The 18,245-nt window shown below is 52.0% G+C and carries 13 protein-coding genes; 2 read left to right on the top strand and 11 right to left on the bottom strand.

The annotated features are described in order from the left end of the window. Window positions 1-197: 197 nt before the first annotated feature. Window positions 198-1,007: a M55 family metallopeptidase gene (locus DQG23_RS19880; protein ID WP_113032618.1), complete on the top strand. Its 810-nt coding sequence runs from the start codon at window positions 198-200 to the stop codon at window positions 1,005-1,007. A 313-nt stretch (window positions 1,008-1,320) separates the two neighbouring features. Here the strand turns inward: DQG23_RS19880 and DQG23_RS19875 are convergent, their stop codons facing one another. The 5 genes from DQG23_RS19875 to DQG23_RS19855 form a co-directional block, all read right to left on the bottom strand. Further along, entirely contained in the window at window positions 1,321-3,597 is a 2,277-nt protein-coding gene (locus tag DQG23_RS19875) for a helix-turn-helix transcriptional regulator (protein ID WP_113032617.1), read from the bottom strand. An 87-nt stretch (window positions 3,598-3,684) separates the two neighbouring features. Beyond that, window positions 3,685-4,554 (bottom strand): carbohydrate ABC transporter permease, encoded by an 870-nt coding sequence (locus tag DQG23_RS19870; protein WP_113032616.1) that lies wholly within the window; start codon window positions 4,552-4,554, stop codon window positions 3,685-3,687. Beyond that, entirely contained in the window at window positions 4,548-5,459 is a 912-nt protein-coding gene (locus DQG23_RS19865) for an ABC transporter permease (protein WP_113032615.1), read from the bottom strand. Before DQG23_RS19865 ends, DQG23_RS19870 begins: the two co-directional genes overlap by 7 nt. 75 nt (window positions 5,460-5,534) lie before the next feature. Next, a complete protein-coding gene (locus tag DQG23_RS19860) occupies window positions 5,535-7,157 on the bottom strand; it encodes an extracellular solute-binding protein (RefSeq protein WP_113032614.1) in 1,623 nt (540 codons plus the stop codon). Between the two features lie 275 nt (window positions 7,158-7,432). Then, complete coding sequence (locus DQG23_RS19855; RefSeq protein WP_113032613.1) at window positions 7,433-12,388, bottom strand: immunoglobulin-like domain-containing protein; 4,956 nt, start codon at window positions 12,386-12,388, stop codon at window positions 7,433-7,435. 707 nt (window positions 12,389-13,095) lie between these two features. Here DQG23_RS19855 and DQG23_RS19850 point away from each other — a divergent pair. Beyond that, complete coding sequence (locus DQG23_RS19850; RefSeq protein ID WP_113032612.1) at window positions 13,096-13,542, top strand: YkvA family protein; 447 nt, start codon at window positions 13,096-13,098, stop codon at window positions 13,540-13,542. A gap of 127 nt (window positions 13,543-13,669) precedes the next feature. Here the strand turns inward: DQG23_RS19850 and DQG23_RS19845 are convergent, their stop codons facing one another. From DQG23_RS19845 to DQG23_RS42200, 6 genes are all read right to left on the bottom strand, one after another. Next, a complete protein-coding gene (locus DQG23_RS19845; RefSeq protein ID WP_113032611.1) occupies window positions 13,670-14,974 on the bottom strand; it encodes a neutral/alkaline non-lysosomal ceramidase N-terminal domain-containing protein in 1,305 nt (434 codons plus the stop codon). Between the two features lie 46 nt (window positions 14,975-15,020). Beyond that, window positions 15,021-15,926, bottom strand: a complete 906-nt coding sequence (locus tag DQG23_RS19840; protein ID WP_113032610.1) for a GNAT family N-acetyltransferase — start codon at window positions 15,924-15,926, stop codon at window positions 15,021-15,023. Window positions 15,927-16,167: 241 nt separating this feature from the next. Beyond that, a complete protein-coding gene (locus tag DQG23_RS19830) occupies window positions 16,168-16,875 on the bottom strand; it encodes a sulfite exporter TauE/SafE family protein (protein ID WP_113032608.1) in 708 nt (235 codons plus the stop codon). Window positions 16,876-17,028: 153 nt separating this feature from the next. Then, window positions 17,029-17,286, bottom strand: a complete 258-nt coding sequence (locus DQG23_RS19825) for a hypothetical protein (RefSeq protein WP_113032607.1) — start codon at window positions 17,284-17,286, stop codon at window positions 17,029-17,031. A 208-nt stretch (window positions 17,287-17,494) separates the two neighbouring features. Then, complete coding sequence (locus DQG23_RS19820) at window positions 17,495-17,740, bottom strand: glycine zipper domain-containing protein (RefSeq protein WP_113032606.1); 246 nt, start codon at window positions 17,738-17,740, stop codon at window positions 17,495-17,497. 144 nt (window positions 17,741-17,884) lie between these two features. Further along, complete coding sequence (locus tag DQG23_RS42200) at window positions 17,885-18,055, bottom strand: hypothetical protein (RefSeq protein WP_158560601.1); 171 nt, start codon at window positions 18,053-18,055, stop codon at window positions 17,885-17,887. Between the last annotated feature and the right edge of the window lie 190 nt (window positions 18,056-18,245).

The raw sequence follows: 18,245 nt of genomic DNA, 5'->3' as shown, positions 1-18,245 counted from the left end.
TTGTATCGCGGTTAAATGAACCGGATACGGGATAGCTGCTTGAAATGGATCACGGAGGCCTTTGATTGCATCATTTATTATTAAGCAGCTAAAGGATTAAGGGAAATAAAAATTGTCTTGTTTTAGTAATTTTGAAACGTCTACCAGTCATACTCATGATAGGATAGAGTATAGAAACTAAAAATGAGGTGAGTCCGTTGAAAATTTTTGTAATGACCGATATGGAGGGTGTTTGCGGTGTAGTGAATCACGACGACTGGGTGACGCCTCAAGGCAGATATTACGCAGAAGGCAAGAGGCTGCTGACCATGGAAGTAAATGCGGCGATCGACGGATTTGCGGCGGCGGGAGCAACCGAAATTGTCGTTGTGGACGGTCATGGATACGGCGGTATCAACAACTTGCTGCTCGATAAGCGCGCCTTGTATTTACGGGGACCTGTGCCGGGGCCATATCCGTTTATGCTTGACGAAACATTCGACGCGATGGCATGGGTAGGCCAGCATGCGAAATCCGGAACGGAATTTGCGCAGATGCCGCATACAGGCTGGTTTAATGTACTCGATTTCCGAATAAACGGTATATCCGTCGGGGAATTCGGTCAGATGTCGCTATGCGGCGCTTCCTTGGGCGTACGTTCGATCTTTGGCGCGGGCGATGAGGCGTTTACTAAAGAAGCGTCGGAGCTTATAAAAGGAATTGAAACGGTTAGCGTTAAACGCGGAATCATGCCGGGAAGCGGAGAACAATACAGCACGGACGCCTACAAAGAACGATACAACGGAGCCATCCATATGCATCCGGATCATGCATGCGAACAAATTCGAGCGGGTGCCGAAAGAGCGTTGCGCCGGTTCGTCGAGAATCGCGAGCAATTTGAGCTGCTAAACCTTCAACCGCCGTTTCGGCTGGAAGTCAAGTACCGCAGCGATGATAAGAGAGAAGCGCATACCAAGCATTTTGAACACCCTGAAAGCGTTGTCGAATTGCTGAACAACTCGTTATAGTCAAAATTAAGCGGTAGAAGAAGTCCCGTCTCCACTCAGCTGTGGATTTGGGGCTTCTTTTCTTATAGTCAGATCCGGACCGATGGCCGAGGAGATCCCGTTGTGGGTCGTTTCATCGGAAAATGTTCAGCAAGATGCAGTGCTTTCGTGGAGATTTCCGGATTTAACGCCAGGTTACTGGATACCATCCTTCAGCATGCTGCGGGTCGGTAAGATTTCTTGAGGCTGGAGTAGGGCTGGTACCTTTTTGCGAGAATCTGATCATTTACGGAACAACAGGCGCTGTCAAGGACGCTTCTCCTCGATCGCCGAATCATTCCCCGCTCGAACTGTCCGCTGTTTGCCTCCGGTATTCGCTTGGGGTAATACCAAAATATTTTTTGAACGTATTCGTGAACGTGGAATAGTTCAAATAACCGATCTTCTCCGATATTTCTACGACGGTTAAAGCCGTTTCCTTCAGCAGCTTTTTGGAGTGGGCCAATCTGACCATGTTCAGATGCTCGATAAAATTAACGCCGAAAGTCTTCTTGAAATAATGGGAGAAATATTTTGGCGAAATCCCCATCTTCTCGGCGAGCTGATCGAGGTTCAAGTCCTGCGAATGGTATTGTTCAATATACCGCAATATATAGGCCGGGTCCGGCTTGCCGGACCGTACCGACTGCTTGGCCGACTGTTTGGCAATGGCCTCCAGCGCAAAGAATAAAGCCTGTTCCATAGCACGATCGTTATACGCGTTCTCGATTTGCCGCATCACGTCGATCTCCAGCTCTTGCAGCTCTTTGCTTTTGCCGGATGCCCTTACCGCTTGCCTCAGTATCGCATAGAAAATGGTACGCGCGATATGGGCCAGCTCATGGAGGCTAGTCTGGCTAGCGCCGCTCCGCTGCATCATTTCCGCGATTGCCGTTTTCGCCTGATCCCACTTTCCATCCGCAACGTAATGGGAAAGTCTCTCCGCGCTCTCCCATTGAAACGGCGCCATACCGCCGCCGCCCAATTCCAGCGCGTCATGGACCTTTTGCGCGCGATCGTTGGAGCGGTACTTCATGCCGTTCACGGCGTCCTGATAGGCGCGCGGCAGGAAGACCGCTTCCGCATCGTAGCATTCGCTGACGCTCGCCCGCAGCAGGTGGGCCTGCAGCTCTTCTTTCTCCAGCGACGCGATCATCGGCTTCAATCGCTTCAAGAGCGATTCCCGCTCCCGCGGCTCATTCATCCCGACCCATACGATCCACATGGCGTTTTTGTCGTAAAACACGGCCGCATCACGCACAGCCGCGTCAAACCGGGCTTGCAGGGCTTCGGTGATCTGTTGCGAGGTTCGCCGGGACAGCTCTTCCGAAGCATGCTCGTAAAGCTGCAGCCTCACAAGCGCAAACAGCTTGTATCTGTAGAACTCGTCGAAATAAAGATGCAGGGCGCGATCATGCTTCTCCGCAGGCACGCCGTTGTCCACGGCCTGAAGGAAGGCGCTCCTCCGCGCCACCTTGTCGACGGCCCCCAATTTCTCCTGATAGGCGCCGTTCTCCTGTTGCAAGCGGACGACGCCGTCGAGAATATGGCGGAAATCGTTGCCAAGCGCATGACTGACGCCCAACTGCCGGAGAATGCGTTTCACGGGCCTTTGCAAATAAAAACTAAGCGCTGCGGCAAGCAAAACGGCGCAAATTATCGTCGATAGCATGATCATGCGATTAGCTGCCGATACTGAATCGATATTTTGAAACTGATAAGGCACTTTGTCGATATAAATAAAGTCGTTGTATGACGACCGATAAAAACGATATTTGTAATTTTCCCGCGTCACGGAGGCTTCGTTGTCGGCATTGAAATACACATCGCTCAAAATCCCCATCAGATTCATCTGCGGCTCCGTGCTATAGACCACATTCTGCTCCTGATCCAGAACGATCAAGGAGGAGCCGGGGATCGTCGGCTGCTGATTCACATGCTTCAACAACGTGCTCATGTCGATGATTACCATAATCCGTTTGCTGGATATTTCCACCTTGTTTCCCGAGAAGGCGATCAGCAGCTCCGCCGACTTCGATTGTTGGTTCGCATCCGAGAAAATTTGGAACCGGTCTGCCGGAAACAGCTTGAACGGATGCTTGGTCAGCGCGAAGGAGCGCCAGTAATTGGCGTTATAGCTGTCATGCCGATATTTGTGATCGAAGAGAAACGGAAGGCTGCTTGTCCCCTTCGATGTAATTGCCAGATCGGAAAAATCGTAGAACACGACGACATCTTCAATATATTCCACCGACGAAACAAGCGCCGCCAAATTTTCGACGACGGTCTGCACTTTCACCATATCCAAACTGCGATTGTCGACCGCAATTAGATTGTCGTAGGGCGCCAATGTCTGAATGGAATGGATGATAGAGTCGATCGTGCGGAAGCTGTTGTCATACGCTTGAACAATGGATTGAACCGCCAGATGGTTATTTTGCGTAACCTTTTCATAGATGCCGGATATCGATTTCCGGTAGATCGCATAAGTAGATGCGGACATCGTCAAAATCACTAACAGCAAGGAGCAAAATATTTGGATTAAGCCCCAATTGGTGATCCAACGTTTCATGTATTTGTACCCCCTGCTGATCTACGTCGACATCCGCTTCATTTAAGCTTTTTTTGCGCGACAGGTTTTTCCTGCGTTCCCTGCCTCTTATCCTTTCTCCGCTCCCAGCATAACGCCTTTGGCAAAATATTTCTGAGCAAACGGGTACACCATCAAAACGGGAATCATGGACACGACGATCGTGGCGCTCTTCAACGCTTGCGGCGCCAATGCGGCGGCATCGACCAGATTCGGTCCGTTTCCTTCGCTAAAGATCAGCATGCCTCGCAAGACCACTTGCAGCGGATACAGCGTTTGGTCATTCAAATAGATCATCGGGATGAAATAACTGTTCCAGTGTCCAATGAAATAAAACAGTCCGATGGAAGCAAGCGCGGGCTTGGAAAGCGGGATGACGATATTAAATAAGATTCTATACTCTGACGCCCCGTCTAGCAAGGCAGCCTCGCGAAGTTGATGGGAGATGTTCTCGTAAAAGCTTTTTAGAATCAGCAATTCGAAAGTCCAGATCGCATTCGGCAGCACGACGGACCACACGGAATCGATCAATCCGAGCTTCTGCACGATGAGATAATTGGGAATGATGCCGGGCTGCAGAAACATCGTCGTCAGGATGGCGAACATCCAGTATTTGCGGCCGATGAAGTCGGGTCTGGACAACGGATAGGCAGCGATTGCCGTAAACGTAAGATTGATGCTGACACCGAGGCATGTATAAAAAATGGTATTCAAGTACGCCCGTGGAATTTTAGCGTCAGTCAGCAGCTGCTTGTAGACGTCGATATTAAATCCTTTTGGCCACAAGAATACGTCGCCTTGCACGACGCTGGACGTATCGCTGACGGAAACGACCAGGACATAAACAATCGGAAATACTGAAACAGCCGCCACGGCCAGAAGCAGAAGGGTATTGCAAATGGCGAACAGCGACAGCTTGCGTTGTCCTACTCCTACCAAAGTCCGTTCCCCCCTAACCGTTTGCTGATCAGATTGGCCGCCAGCAGCATAATCATCGCTACGACCGCTTCGAACATGCCGACCGCCGCGCCATAGCTGTAATTGGATTCAAGCAGTCCTTTGCGGTATACATAGGTCGAGAAAACGTCGGCAACCCCGTACGTCATCGGGTTATAGAGAAGCAGCACCTTCTCGTATCCGATGCGGATCATCGCGCCTGTCTTGAGAACGAACATGACCAGAATCGTAGGCAGCAGCGAAGGGAGCGTAATGTGCCACATCATGCGGAACCGGCCGGCGCCGTCGACTCTTGCCGCTTCGTACAGCGACGGATTGATACCTGCAATTGCCGCCAAATAGATGATCGATTCATAGCCGGTATGCGTCCAAATCTCCGACGATACATAGATGGAACGAAACCAGGCTGGATCAACGAGAAAATAGGTGTTTTTGACGCCTAACATACCGAGCAGTTGGTTGATAATGCCGTTGTTCGGGGACAGAAAGTCGATAATCATACTGCTGATAATGACGATGGACAAAAATGTCGGCAAATAGCTCGCCGTCTGAACGATTTTCTTCAATCGGACGATTCTGACTTCATTCAGCAGGACGGCAAGCAGAATAGGGAACGGGAAGCTGAATACCAGCGTATAGAAGCCTAGCAGCAGCGTATTGCGGAACAGCATGATAAAGTCGGGACCCTCGAAAAATTTCCGGAAATATTTCAGTCCGACCCATTCGCTTCCCATAATTCCGGTGAATACATTGTAATCTTTAAAAGCGATAATCAGTCCGTACAAGGGGCCGTATCGGAAGATCGCATAGAACAGAATACATGGAATAAATAAAAGCAGCAGTTGTTTGTTCAGTGCGATTCGCTTGGCAAGCGTCGGGGCGCGCATCGGGTTCCTCCAATCCCGGCGCCACCGCTTCCCGCCGATGTCGGCCGGAGCGATGGCGCCATAAGTTCGCTTTGCTTAGTTTGTGCGATTCAGACGTGATTGGGCGGCGTTATAGATCGCTTCCAGCGCGTACGCCCCGTTTTTCTCCATGCCGGCCTTCCAGTTTTCCCAGTCCTTCTCGCCGGCAGCTTTGTCAATGACGTATTTGGAATCGAACTCCTCGGCGGCTTTTTGCAGAGAAGCTTGCAATTCCGCCAGCTTGGCCGTCTCCTCATCCGTGAAATTCAGAACCGGGTCAGCCGGCTCGAGCAGATTTTTGGATACGATCAAGTCCTGCGATTCCTTCTCTTTCTCGGTAAAGTTGAAGTACACGCTTCGGCTATCCGGGCGCAGCGTCGCACCTTCAAGCCATAGTCCATACTTGTCGTTAAGAACCGTAATGTCGACCAGCGGGACATCCTTCAGCTCCGGATAAACCGCCTTGTTGTTTTTATCTAGGGTGAAGGTCTGGCCTTCAACGCCGAGCGACATCAGCTGGGAGCCGGAAGGGCTGGTCATGTAATCCAACAATTTTAGCGCAATTTCTTTGTTCTCGTTGTTGGCTACCGCGATATTCAGACTCGTGTCGATTTTAGATAGCGTCCGGACATGCCCGGTCGGCCCTACCGGATACCCGTAACGCAGGTTGTAGTCCGGATTGCTGGCGCGAACCTGATTGTAGAACAGGTCCAGTCGGCCGATCCAGTCGAATGTTACGAACGATTTGCCTGTCGTCATTTTCGAGGTCCAGGAGTCGGCAGTGGATGTGATAAATTCCGGATCGAGCAAACCTTCGTTGTACAGCTTCTTCATAAAGTCCAGCATCGCTTTGTTCTCCGGCTGGGTTGGCGCGAACTTCCATTGCTTCTTCGTTTCGTCATAATACATCGGATAGCTTGCCCCGCCGATGCCCCATCCGTATGCGTAGTCTCTGAAGATGCCGACACTCGTTTTGGATGAGAGCGGATAGCTTTGCGGATAAATTTCCTTAAGCTTCTTGAGCGCCTGATAAAACCCTTCCGTGTCCGTCCACGCAGGAATGTTGTTCTTGTCAAAAATATCTTTACGGTACAGGAAACCGTGATTGACGTCGCGGTTCATGCTGTAGATCGGCCATGTATACAAATTCCCGTTTTCGTCCCCGTAAGATTTGAGAACCCAAGCGTTCTCCTGCATATACAGCTTCTTGAAGTTGGGCAGTTGGTCGGCAAATTCATTAATGGCTACGACGACTTTCTGTTTGCCCATCTTTTTGAGATCAACCGCATTGAGGCCGTGGAAAATATCCGGGATTTTGCCGGACGCGAGGATGACTCGCAATTTGTCTTGATACGTGGACTTGGGATAGGCTTGAAAATCGACCGTGATTCCCGTGCGTTTTTTAATCTCCTGCGCAATCAATTTCTCATTCACCGGGGTTTCGCTGACAACCATCCACGATATTTTCGTCGATTTATCGACTAGTGGAAGTTTCAGGCCCCCAGTGTCGCCATATGCCGAAGCCGCTTGTTCTGATGGCGCTTTCACATCGCCGGATGGCGAGGGCGCCTTGCTCGGGCTGCTGCTTGAAGCGCCGCTCTCCGTGCCCCCTCCGCACGCTGCCAGCATCGGCAGCATCATGGCGATGGCCAGTGCGGCGCCTAGTGTTGTTTTTCTCATCTCTTTATTCCTCCCTATATGCTGTATGCTTGACCCGTCCGTTGTGCAGCATGTCCGTAAGACCGTAGACCGAGTGCGGGCTGCACAAATTTTATGTTAGGCAAACCCTGCGTACCCGTATAGAAATCAAATTCCAGCCAAGTTTCAATCGCTGTCCTCCGGCCCCTGAAATTCCGGCAAAACGAGGCGCAGCAAGCGTTTGCAGGCAACGGAAATTCGTCACTTGCACGAAAATGCTCATATGGGCCTCGGCTTGCCGGAGGAGGAGCCAGCGCTTAGTTCGCTTCGGTTACCGCCTGATCGGCCGTATCGAAGTACGCATATCTCCATACTCCTTTGGAATCGGAATAATACATATTGCCTAAGTCGTCTTTCTCGATGAAGCTCGATGAGCTGCTTCTTAAAATTTCCTTCTGCTTGGTCACCGGATGGATACGGAAAAACTTTCCGGTCGTGTTCCCGTACATATAACCGTCGTCGCCGGCGATCAACTGGCCTCCGTATAGTACGGGGTTTATTTTCTCGGCGTAGTTGATCTCGGGGAACAGGTTCTCATTATAAACAATGGTCCCTGTCGCAGGATCGTAGACGAAAACATATCCTTCGCACATGCCCCATATTTTCCCGTCCGATCCGACCGTGACTGAGGTGATGACGCGTTTCCCGGCCGCAATTACTATCTCGAACAATTTGGTATGACTGGCTACATCGTAAGCGAAAAACTTGGCCGAGTCCTCCTCAGGGTCTACGCCCAACCCGCCCCAGACCGAAGTGCCTCCGTATAGGATTCCGTCCTTATAAGCCAGCGTGACGACGCTCTGCTTGTAGACCACATCCGTCACGACAGTCGGCTTATTGCCGGAATGCGGGTCATAAATCGCGATCGCTCCGCCGAGAAGCCCGTAATCGGGTGCGGTTCCAACGAAGAGAAGTCCGTCGCCGGCAGCCATTCCGAACGGTCGATCCTGCCTGTATTCGCTGTTCAGCTCAAAGACCTCCTGCGGATTGCTGCCTCCCTGATGAAGATTCCACGGTTGGGAAGGGTCGTAAGCCATGATCCTGGCATGCGTATACGTGCCGAAGTACATTTTCCCATCCAGCGCGACGCCGTTCTCCGCTTGCCCGAGCCCGTATTCCATGCCGTTAACGCCGCCGAGCGGATGATAGATGCCGGTTCCTCCGCCCAGATGGTTGGACGAATAAATATCTCCGTTCGGTCCCAGCATCAAGCTTCGCGGTCCGTAATTGGCAGCGGGGAGGTCGACGGCTCCGCTTTTCATCGCGTTCGTTTGAATATTGTAGACGAAGGTTCCGGTTTTTCCTTTGTAAACGGAGCCGAAGCCAACGACAGAATAACCGGGATACGCCGTTTGATTGCTCATGTTGATTACGGACAACGTCATCGGAGCAACGCCGGCAACGACCGGCAGGCCGCCGGACAGGACAACGCTGGAGCTGCGTAAGGCAATGTCGTACACATGAAGCACCTGATCGGCTGTCACATAATAGACTTTACCATCTATCGCATCCGACACGGCGAAAGTATTTTCCAGCACGGCATCGACAGATGCAGATACCGATCCGTACACAGCTTTCTCGACGGATAGAACGAGCACCTGGTTGTTCGGCGTAACCGTCGCAAACAACTTGCCGCCTGTCTGCTTCAGATGATAGACGAAGGTACTGTCCGCATACGCTTCGGGCAGGATGGATTGCGAGGCGCCAGTATCCAGCTCATAGCGGATCAGCTTGGCGTGGCTGCCTATGCCGACGTACAGCACGTTTTCTTCCGTGTCGATGGTCATTCCCCGCACGTAGGCTTCATTCTCGTCAAAACGGTTACCTGCTCCATTCGGTCCGAAAGTGGTGAACCCTGTACCTGGCGTGTATTTGAATACATAAGCCTGATCGTAGGTTCCGCCATAGAAAACGCCGTTGCGGCCATCGGTTAAGCCGAACAAAGTGTTTTGCCCGGGAACCGCGATACCCAGATCGATCATCTCGGATGCGCCTGGCACAAACTTGTAAACCCTGCCGTCTATGTAACTGCCCACATAAATATTGTTGTCTGATCCGGCGAGCGTCGTAAACGCTCCGCTTGATGCAGCGATCGGCAATTGAACGACAAGCTCGGATGTATCGAGATCGACCCCAACAAAGCTGCTCCCTCTGTCCTCGTTTGCGACGACGGAGTAGGCGAGATCCCGACCGTCCGGACTTTTGCCGTAAGCCGAGCTTTGAATGTATTCCAGCTTGATCGGTACGCCTAAATATGTAAACTCCTTCGTTAAATAGGCTTCGTCAAACAAGGCTTGGCTGTTCGGATCAACCGTGAGCGTAAACGAAACGGATTTCGCGCCGGCAGGAGCGGCCGCTTTCACGCCCAGATCCGTCCATTCCTGCTGCGGTGTGTCAATCGTTCTCGAATGACTGGCCAGAACTTGCCCCGCATCGTCATAAAACGCAAGAGTAATGACAGGCTTGCCGCTTTCGACGAGTACTTTGGAGAAGGCGGCGAACGATTCTCCGGCTGCAGCGAATCTCGATACGCTTGTCACGAGCGGAGCAGCCCCGGTCGTGGAGGTGAGCTTCAGCGAACGGTTCCCTTTGAAAACGTTGCTCGTATCCAGCTCGATCGCTCCGTTCCCCGGCAGCGCCGACCATTCGAGCATTCCGGACTCGAATCCGCGATTGTTCTGAACGAAGTCCCCGCCGCTGACCTCGATCTCGTCCAGCAGGAAGTCGGCAGCACCGCCTGCTTCCGCCACGATGACCACACGCAAGTAGCGAGTGTGCTCCGGAGCTTCGCCCCGAATACCGACAGACCTCCAGGCACTCGACGTTTCGCCCTGTACGAGCGGCTTCGCCAGCAGGAAGTTGTCTTGTTCATCATAGAAGCGTAATTCTACCCTTGCCGCGCCGGAGTTGACCTTGATGCGAGCGGTCGTCGTATACTCCATCGTCCTCTCTGCCTTAACGGCAGAGCTTTGTACCACGACACCCAGGACGCCGTTATTGCTGATCCGGATGGCCTTGCCTTCGTAGCCGTCTTCGTCCGCTCCTACGGCCATGGAAGAGCCGAGAACTTGCTTCCAGCCGGTCAAGCCTTCCTGAAAGTCCGAATTGAACAGTTGATCGCCGATAGTCGTGATCTCAGGCAGACGGCTTACTACGCGGACGGTAAATGTTTTCGTCGTCCGCTGTTCGCCGCGTATCAGTTCGGCGGTCAGATGAACCGTTTCATCGCTCCGCGCCCGGATCACCGTTCCGTCTCTCCCTACAAGATCCGGCCGGTCCGCGCTCCATAAAATCACCGTCTGATGGAGCCCTATAGCGGGCAAGTTCAAATTGCCGGTAACCGATAAAGCGTGATCGCCGCCGATGTATCCGATAGACAGGGAAGCCGCGTCGGCCGTTACGGCTTGTACGTCTGTCGGGAGCTCGGCAGCCGCCTTTGTTCGCACGCTCAGCTTGATGTCATCAACCCATAACATCCCCTTGTAAGTGGAAGTCGTGCTGATCCCTACGCTTACATACTTCGCGCCAACAGGCGATTGGGCCTCGATGGACAAGTCCGACCATGCGGAACCGTTGTTATTCGTAGACGGGCCGATTGCGGATTGCGTTTGGATGACGCGGCGGCCTTCATCATAAAAGTATAGGTAGAAGTAAGCGCGGCTGTTCTCCCTGTTTTTCTGATAAACTTTGGCTGTCGCCGTATAGGTGACCGATTCCGCCGCAAGCTCAGCCGTGCCAACGACTGCAAAGGAATCTGCTGCGCTGGCGTCGTTAATCAGCAGGCTTCTCGTCCCGGAGTAAGCGCGGGTCGAATCGGCGCTTACGCTGGACATCGAGCCGGACTCTATCGTCCATCCGGTCATATCCGCTTCAAAGCCCGGATTCGTCAGGGGCAATTCGACATTCGTTACGGTTGGACCCGTTCTTTGCAGGACGACGCTGTCGTAATAGCTGACGCCGACATTCGCGGAGCTGGAGAACAGCACGACGGAAACATATTCGGCGCCTGGAGGCGCTACGGCCGTGACAGCTAACGGCGTCCACTTGTTTCGTGTCGTCGATCCTGCGGAGAATTGGCTGATGAGTCCTCCGGCTGCGGAATAAAAGCGGAGGTAGATGCTTGCGTTTCCGCTCTCGATATAGACCTGCACAGCTGCCGAATAGCTTATGCCTTCCACAGCGTCCAGCTTTTCGCTTTCCGCTCCGACTGCGGAAGTATTGCTGGAATCGTTGAATTTCAGGCTATAGGCGCCGCTGCTCGTTCGCGACTGATCGAACGCCAGATTGGCAGGCGTCCCGGATAATTGAGACCAGCCGCTCAAATTGCCCGTTTCAAAGCCTGGATTGGACAGCGTCTCCCAACAGCTTTTGACGGTAACGATGAACGTTCTGGTATCCGATTCCATGCCGTAGATCATATTGGCAGTTAGCGTAACCGTCTGATCGCCTTCCGACTGCGGCGGCCTGGACACCGCTCCCGAAGGACTGATGATCGACGGATTGCTGGATTGCCACGAGATGACGGAGCCGTTTAGTCCGGTTGCAGGCAAAGTTAACGCATGTTTGACCGCAGATGCATCTTCACCCGGAGCAAAGCCGATGGCGAGCGCTTGCTTGTCTTGATTTAGCATGTCGCGGTCTGAAGCGGAAAGTGTAAGGTCATCATAATAAGCTGCCGTACTCATATAAGCGGAGGTGGTTCCGATTCGCACGCTAACGAACAGGGTTCCGCTTGGCGCGATCCCCGACACGCTTAGATCCTGCCAGGCGTTATTGCCGGTTGTTGCACTTGCTTCCTTCACGGGCTCGATGAGCGTCTGATTCGCCCCATAGAAGGCGATCGATAGCTTGGCATATCCGGCCGTTCGGCTAACCTGGTAAAACTTAGTAGATGCGGTATAGGTGATGCCTTCTAGCGCGTTCAGCTTCCCGCTCTCTAGCATAACGCCTGATGTCGAGACATTATCGACGATCTTCAGGCTTTTCGCCCCTTCGTACACGACCGATGTTACGGACGACACCATAGATGAACTGCCTGAAATTTGCGTCCAGCCCGTCAGCCCCGATTCAAATCCGGGATTGTCCAGTTGCAGAAGCGCAGCTTCTCCCTTGCGGACAGAGATGACTCCGGACAGCATCGTCCCGATCATCGTTAGGCACAAAATAGCGGCCAATCGTTTGCGAAACCATTTCTTCCATTCATGCTTAAACATTCGCAGCAAGCCCCTTTCTCGGCAAATTAGAAAGACGCCCTCACTATAGATCACAGCGACTCGGCAATTAAAGATAGCGTTTTCATTTTGTGTGATCTTTTTCCGTTCGATTACAAGCTCAAACAGTCGCTTTCTTGTTATTTCGCCACTTGCAACCACCCGGAAAAAGCTCATCCGCAGGAAAAAGCTCATATGCTATCTGAAGCAGCGTCATGATGCAAGCGTAGCTCGCCGGAGAAACAAAAACCCCGTTCCGGCATATGAAGCGGGGGATTACTTTTACACTATGATTTTGTAAATGTCGTTGGTAAACTCGACAGGGTCCTGGAGCGGCAAGCCTTGGTATAGGTACGCAGCCATAGCTTCCGTACTTTTGACGATAGCGATGAAGAGGCCGGGAAGAGAATGCTGCAGGAGCAAACAGATAAGCTTCTGGGTCATGGCGATCCAATCGGGAAGATGCGGAATTGCGAAGGGAGTCGCAGAGAATAACATTTTGTGGCGGCATTAGAGGAAAAGCTCGGATGAGATCGAATGTACTAAAACATATTGCAGCGCTGGCGGCGGCTTTTATGAAAATGTCGGCACGTAGATGCGCGAGAGATATTTATAGATCTTAGCAAGGGAACGAGAGAGCAGGAGGTAGCTGCGATTTTAGCCAAGGCCACTTATTTTACTATACTCATAAAAAAGGAGCTAATGGAACGATGAGCAATTATGAGTCAAACTATTCCGAGGGCTCATTTTGGGAAAAGTTAAAAAAACATGCTATTGAGGCTGGAAAAAAGGTAGTGTATAGCGCGTTACTAGGTTATTATGCTGTTCAAAATCCTGGCGTTCCTTTAAAAGCTAAATCGGTAATCTACGGCGCCCTTGGGTATTTGATACTTCCGATAGATTTGGTTCCTGATTTGATTCCGGTTATCGGTTACGGTGACGATTTATCGGCACTTCTCCTTGCCTTAGGGACAGTAGCGGTATATATAAACAAAGATGTAAAAAGAAATGCACTTAACAAAATGGAAGATTGGTTTGGGCAATTTGACCAAAGGGATAAAGACATTATTGACGTTGATGCCAAGATAATTGAAGTAGAGAAGGGGATTGGTGAAGCAGCTGCTTCAAGTCAGCCATACGGGGATAAAGAAAAATGATGTGCAGCGCCCGATCAAGGACAAGGGGCGGTTGCGAACGGCAGAAGCCGGGGAATATCGTTCATCAATAAGTAGAGATTTGAGACGAACGGTATTCCCTTGCGGCATAGAACATCCTTTTCGACCGCTACAGCCGGGAGCGGCCTTCATCGAGCCTCTTCAACAATGAATCGGCCAGCTCGACTAGACGTTCGCCCGTTTCCTCCGGGAAGCGGTTGCGAAACGTCATCTGCGGCTCGTAGCCGCCTTGCTGAAACGCCTCGCGCGTACATATGTAAGCACGGATCGTTCCGTTGCACATGGAGTCGATCATCGTATAGCCGAACGCGGATTTTTCCTTGATCGACAGGCCGAACTCCACGAATATTTCGCCCGGAAGGCCGACGATCGCCATTTCGCCGATCCGCATCGCTTGTACCTCCACCGTTGCTGTGGCTGTCGGACATTCGTCCGCGATTCTCGCGATTTCCCGGGCGTAAGTCGCGGCGCGCACGTCATCCGTTCCGGTTTCGTTCAAACGGCGGGCTGCAGACACCTGCTCGTCCGTCGGACTGCGCAAGTCGATTGTAAACCGCTCGCTAAGAGCCGCAGCTTCCGCTGATTCGCTTACGATTATTTTGTCGCGGACTTTGAGCGTTTCCGCGCCTAGAATACGTCCCATCCAGCGGTAATGGTCGTTGCCCTTGTTATGCTTGCCCGAAACATCGATATGATTAATATTGCCGCAGGCTCCCAACAAAAATAAGCTCACGGCTTGCTCCCCGAGCTCGCGCTTGACAAGCCGGCTCAGCTCCCCCGGATAATCGGCGCAAAATTCGTCGCCTCCGACCGTGTCCGTATGGCAAGCGTAATTTGTGACGACTCCGATCGGGTGGCCGGATGTATCGTCAATACGCATGACCAGCACCTCGGGGTCGATCGGTCCCGCCGCTTTGTCAATGAGCGGATTGCCTACGCCCGGATTCGTCCGAAGCGGGCCGTCCTTCATGAAAAATCGCCGGTTAAAAGCGATATCCGTCTCGGAGCCTCGTCCGAATCCGATCTTCGCTTCTTTGCGCGTGCGATAAGCCAGCAGAACGCTGTCGGCGGCTTTATGCGCAACCCATTCCAAATAAGCGGGGCTTTCGGTACAACCGAAACCTGTGGAAACCGGGCCGCCCGTATGGGTATGGGTTGCGGAAACGAAAACGCCCGGCGGCTCGATCCCCGTTTCGGCGGCAATGCGTTCACGTATCGTTTCCACGGTTTGCCTGGGTACCGAAAGGGCGTCGATCACGACAAGAGCCACCGTCCCGCGTTCCGTTTCCAAAACGAGTGACTTGGCGTACAGCAGGTCCTTGATGCCGTCCGCGACCCTAGGGCCGAAATAGCCCGGAATTTCGCTGCCCATAACGGGCGTAATATCAACCTCCGCCATCCCGCATTGAATCATGGCTGTTCCTCCTTTTTCCTAACCTATAGGTTATCGTTAACGGTGTTCACTTCAGCTCGGCGATCATCAAATACTGCGTATAAACCGTTTCAAACCGCGCCGCCTCAAGCCATTCCGTCAATGCCGGATCTGACGTCGAAGTATTATCGGTCATCCTCATGCAGTCTTCTTCAAACGGCGAGAAAACGGCGGTCAGCGCCGCATGGAGGAGCTGCTTTCGCTCGGGATGAGCCGGATCGGCGGCGCATTGGAGCAGCGTGATTGACAGCAGCTTGCCGTCCTCCCCGTATCTTCTTTTTGCAATAGCATACGCGCCTACGTCTCCGTTTTGGTCGAATACGAGAACCCCGTCCGCTTCCGGATGGTTGAACCAGGCTGAGGACCAGGCCGTTTCTTCGCGAAAGAAGGGGAGCTTCGCGATTTGATGCGGCTTTACATTGCCGATTGGGTAGCTTTTTACATGGGAAGCTTCGAGTATGTCTTCGGGGAACGGTCCGGTTCGTTTCGCGCCGATCAGACCGTCGCGAATCTGAAAACCGGCGCTTTCATAAGCGGCTATCGCTCCTGCGTTATGCTGCACCACTTCCAGCAAACCCTTGGCGGCACCGCTATCCCGCATGATCGTCGCCGCTTCCTTCATGAGCCGCTTGGCCAGCCCTTTGCCGCGATGCTTCGGGCTTACGCCTGTCCCGCCGTTCCATGCCAAATCTATCCCGCCGACTCTCTTAAGCGCGATCAGTACGAATCCTGCCGGTTCTCCGTCCACGAATGCAGCGACGGAAAGCCCGGGACGGATAGATTCCTGTCCGAGCCTTGGTATAAACTTCTCAAGCGTCGTCGACATATCGGAATAGTAGCCGGAAAATCCGAGATTCCACAGCTCGACTGCCTGATTAAACGTGCAATCGGCCAAGCTTCGTATTTCCACCTTGCTGTTGTCCGCAGTTGTCATTCAAGCCCACCTTCCGTAACGCGTATCCTTCATATCCCGTTTTTTCGGCTGCCGAGTCAGGTTTGGGGCGGCGCCGTCAGCGAAATGTCTCTGCATGCGTTTCCTACCAGCAGCAAAGTAAATTATATCGTTATCATAATAGGAAACGGAACGAAAAATCTTTGTCATATGCCACGTTATATTTGTATTTTGGATTACGGGTACAACAGTCAAGTTTTTTGACATAGTCGGATTCCGGCCGTTACATGCCGGAAACGATGGCTTGTATTCCGGTCAGCAAGAGCAGCGAAAACGTCGCACGCGTGAACCAGACCTGGTTCAGTTTTCGACCCAGTGCCAACCCGATCGCTTGTCCAAAGAAAATGGCAGGCAGCGAGTACAGGACATAAGGCATATCGCCGAAAGAGCTGTGTCCGCTCGTCCATTGCATGCACAAACTAATCGAATTGACAATGCAGTAATACAAGATCGAGGTTCCCCGAAACGTATTTTTCTCCGTATGGTTTGCCAGCATAAACAGAACGACCGGCGGCCCGGGCATCCCGACGCTGGCTCCGAGAAATCCGGAAAGTCCTCCGATGCCGAATCCTTTTCCCAGCGGAAGCTTGAGCTTCAGCAGCATAGGTACGGCGAATATAAGGATGGAAATGCCTGCAAACATTTTCAGCCAATAAATATTGATGACCTGAAACAGCAAGCCGCCAAAAGGAAGTCCGATCAAGCTTCCGATCAGGAGCCTGCGCAGCATGCTCCAATCGATGTCCCTAATGACACGCGGTAACGTCGTGAACGAGGAAATAAGCGAGAGCAGCAGAGCGGCTGATACTGCCGAATGATTGTGATGGATCACTAGCAGCAGCGGAATGGCCAAGATTGAGAAGCCGAATCCCGTCCCGGCCTGGAGAGTCGCCGCCATCAATACGACCCCGAACGTCAGTGCCCATTCCAATATCAGTTCCCCCTATGATAGGACGTTTCAGAACTACAGCTGGTTTTATGAGCAGCCGTCGGCTGGTACGATATGCCGTTTTATTCACTATCATAACAGGGAACGGAGCGATAAAGCTTTGTCAAAAACGACGCATTATTTGCCGTATTCTTATTAGCTCCTGATTAGCGGGGAGTCGTCGTCCTTCGAATGATCATTATTAAAGCTGCCATACTCGCCGGACAAATTAACGCCCATTCTGGAGCCCCTAAAAAATTGAACGTTTTCGACTCTCAGAATTCCAGTCAATAGCAGGAAGGCCACGACAATTTCCATATTATTGCTTTGCAGCAATTCTGGAATGGACGGGTTTTTACCCGATTGGTTATCCTTTTTGCTTGCGGACGACTTGTTTTTCGGGGATGGGGCCATCGTTAATCCTCCCGCAGGTATGCCTTTAACTATAGTATGAGAACGAATCTTACTTGTTTGGGTTTATGGCGATAGGTTCGAACTATATGGCATTTGGAGCAAGCCAAAAAAGAAAAGCACAAGGTTTCCCCTGCGCCTTCTTTGCTTTCCGTAAGTATATCTAACGCCACCGGTAATCTCGCACTATGCTTGATGGCGTACCGGCCGGTTACTTCGTTTGATCGTCGGCATCGTTGTCGTTATCCGTCACGCCTTCGCCCATTTTGTTGCCCAAAGCTGCGCCTACGATTCCGCCCGCAACGGTGCCGAGAGGCCCCAAAGCGGAGCCTACGACAGCGCCGGCTACGCCGCCGCCCACCGTTCCTACAGCTTCCCCCGTATCAACGTCAGCCATGTTGCCCGTGTCACGATCAGCGGCATTGTTATTGCGGTTGCGATCATTGTTATTTGCCATCCGTCTCACTCCTTGTTTGTAATTGGAATCGATGCTGGTGTTCAGCAATTTCCCAAAATATAGGATGTCCCAATTCGTCTTAAAGAATTCATTTGGATAATCGCTTTAAAGTTAGCCATCCTGACGGCCGATCCTTGCGGGATTTTAAAAAACCGTAACGTCGCCGTTATCCAATACCGTTTCCGCGCTTTCGGCTTGGATCATAACATCCGTTTTCTTCCCTTGCGGGTACGATCCTGCTTGCTCGGCTTTATCGCTTTGTTCTTGTTCTTCTCTCCGGGCGTCGGCTGTGGCAAAATACGGGTTTTCATTCATGAGCGGTTTTCCCTCCTGACCTAGTTGATATGGTTAAATTTCCCGTTATCGGTACTTTTATTCACCGCAAAATAGCCGGCATAGGCAGGCGAGACCTGTTTTTCAGCCTTAATTCGCATGTTCGCTTCAAAAGGTAAGGTAAACAAAAGTATACGCAATGTAATAACTAGTCTCTTTGCTTCGCGCGGCA

Source organism: Paenibacillus contaminans (assembly GCF_003285015.1).
Lineage (GTDB): Bacteria > Bacillota > Bacilli > Paenibacillales > NBRC-103111 > Paenibacillus_V > Paenibacillus_V contaminans.
The sequence above is the reverse complement of the archived record's forward strand: the minus strand, read 5'-3'. Positions and strand labels throughout refer to the sequence as shown.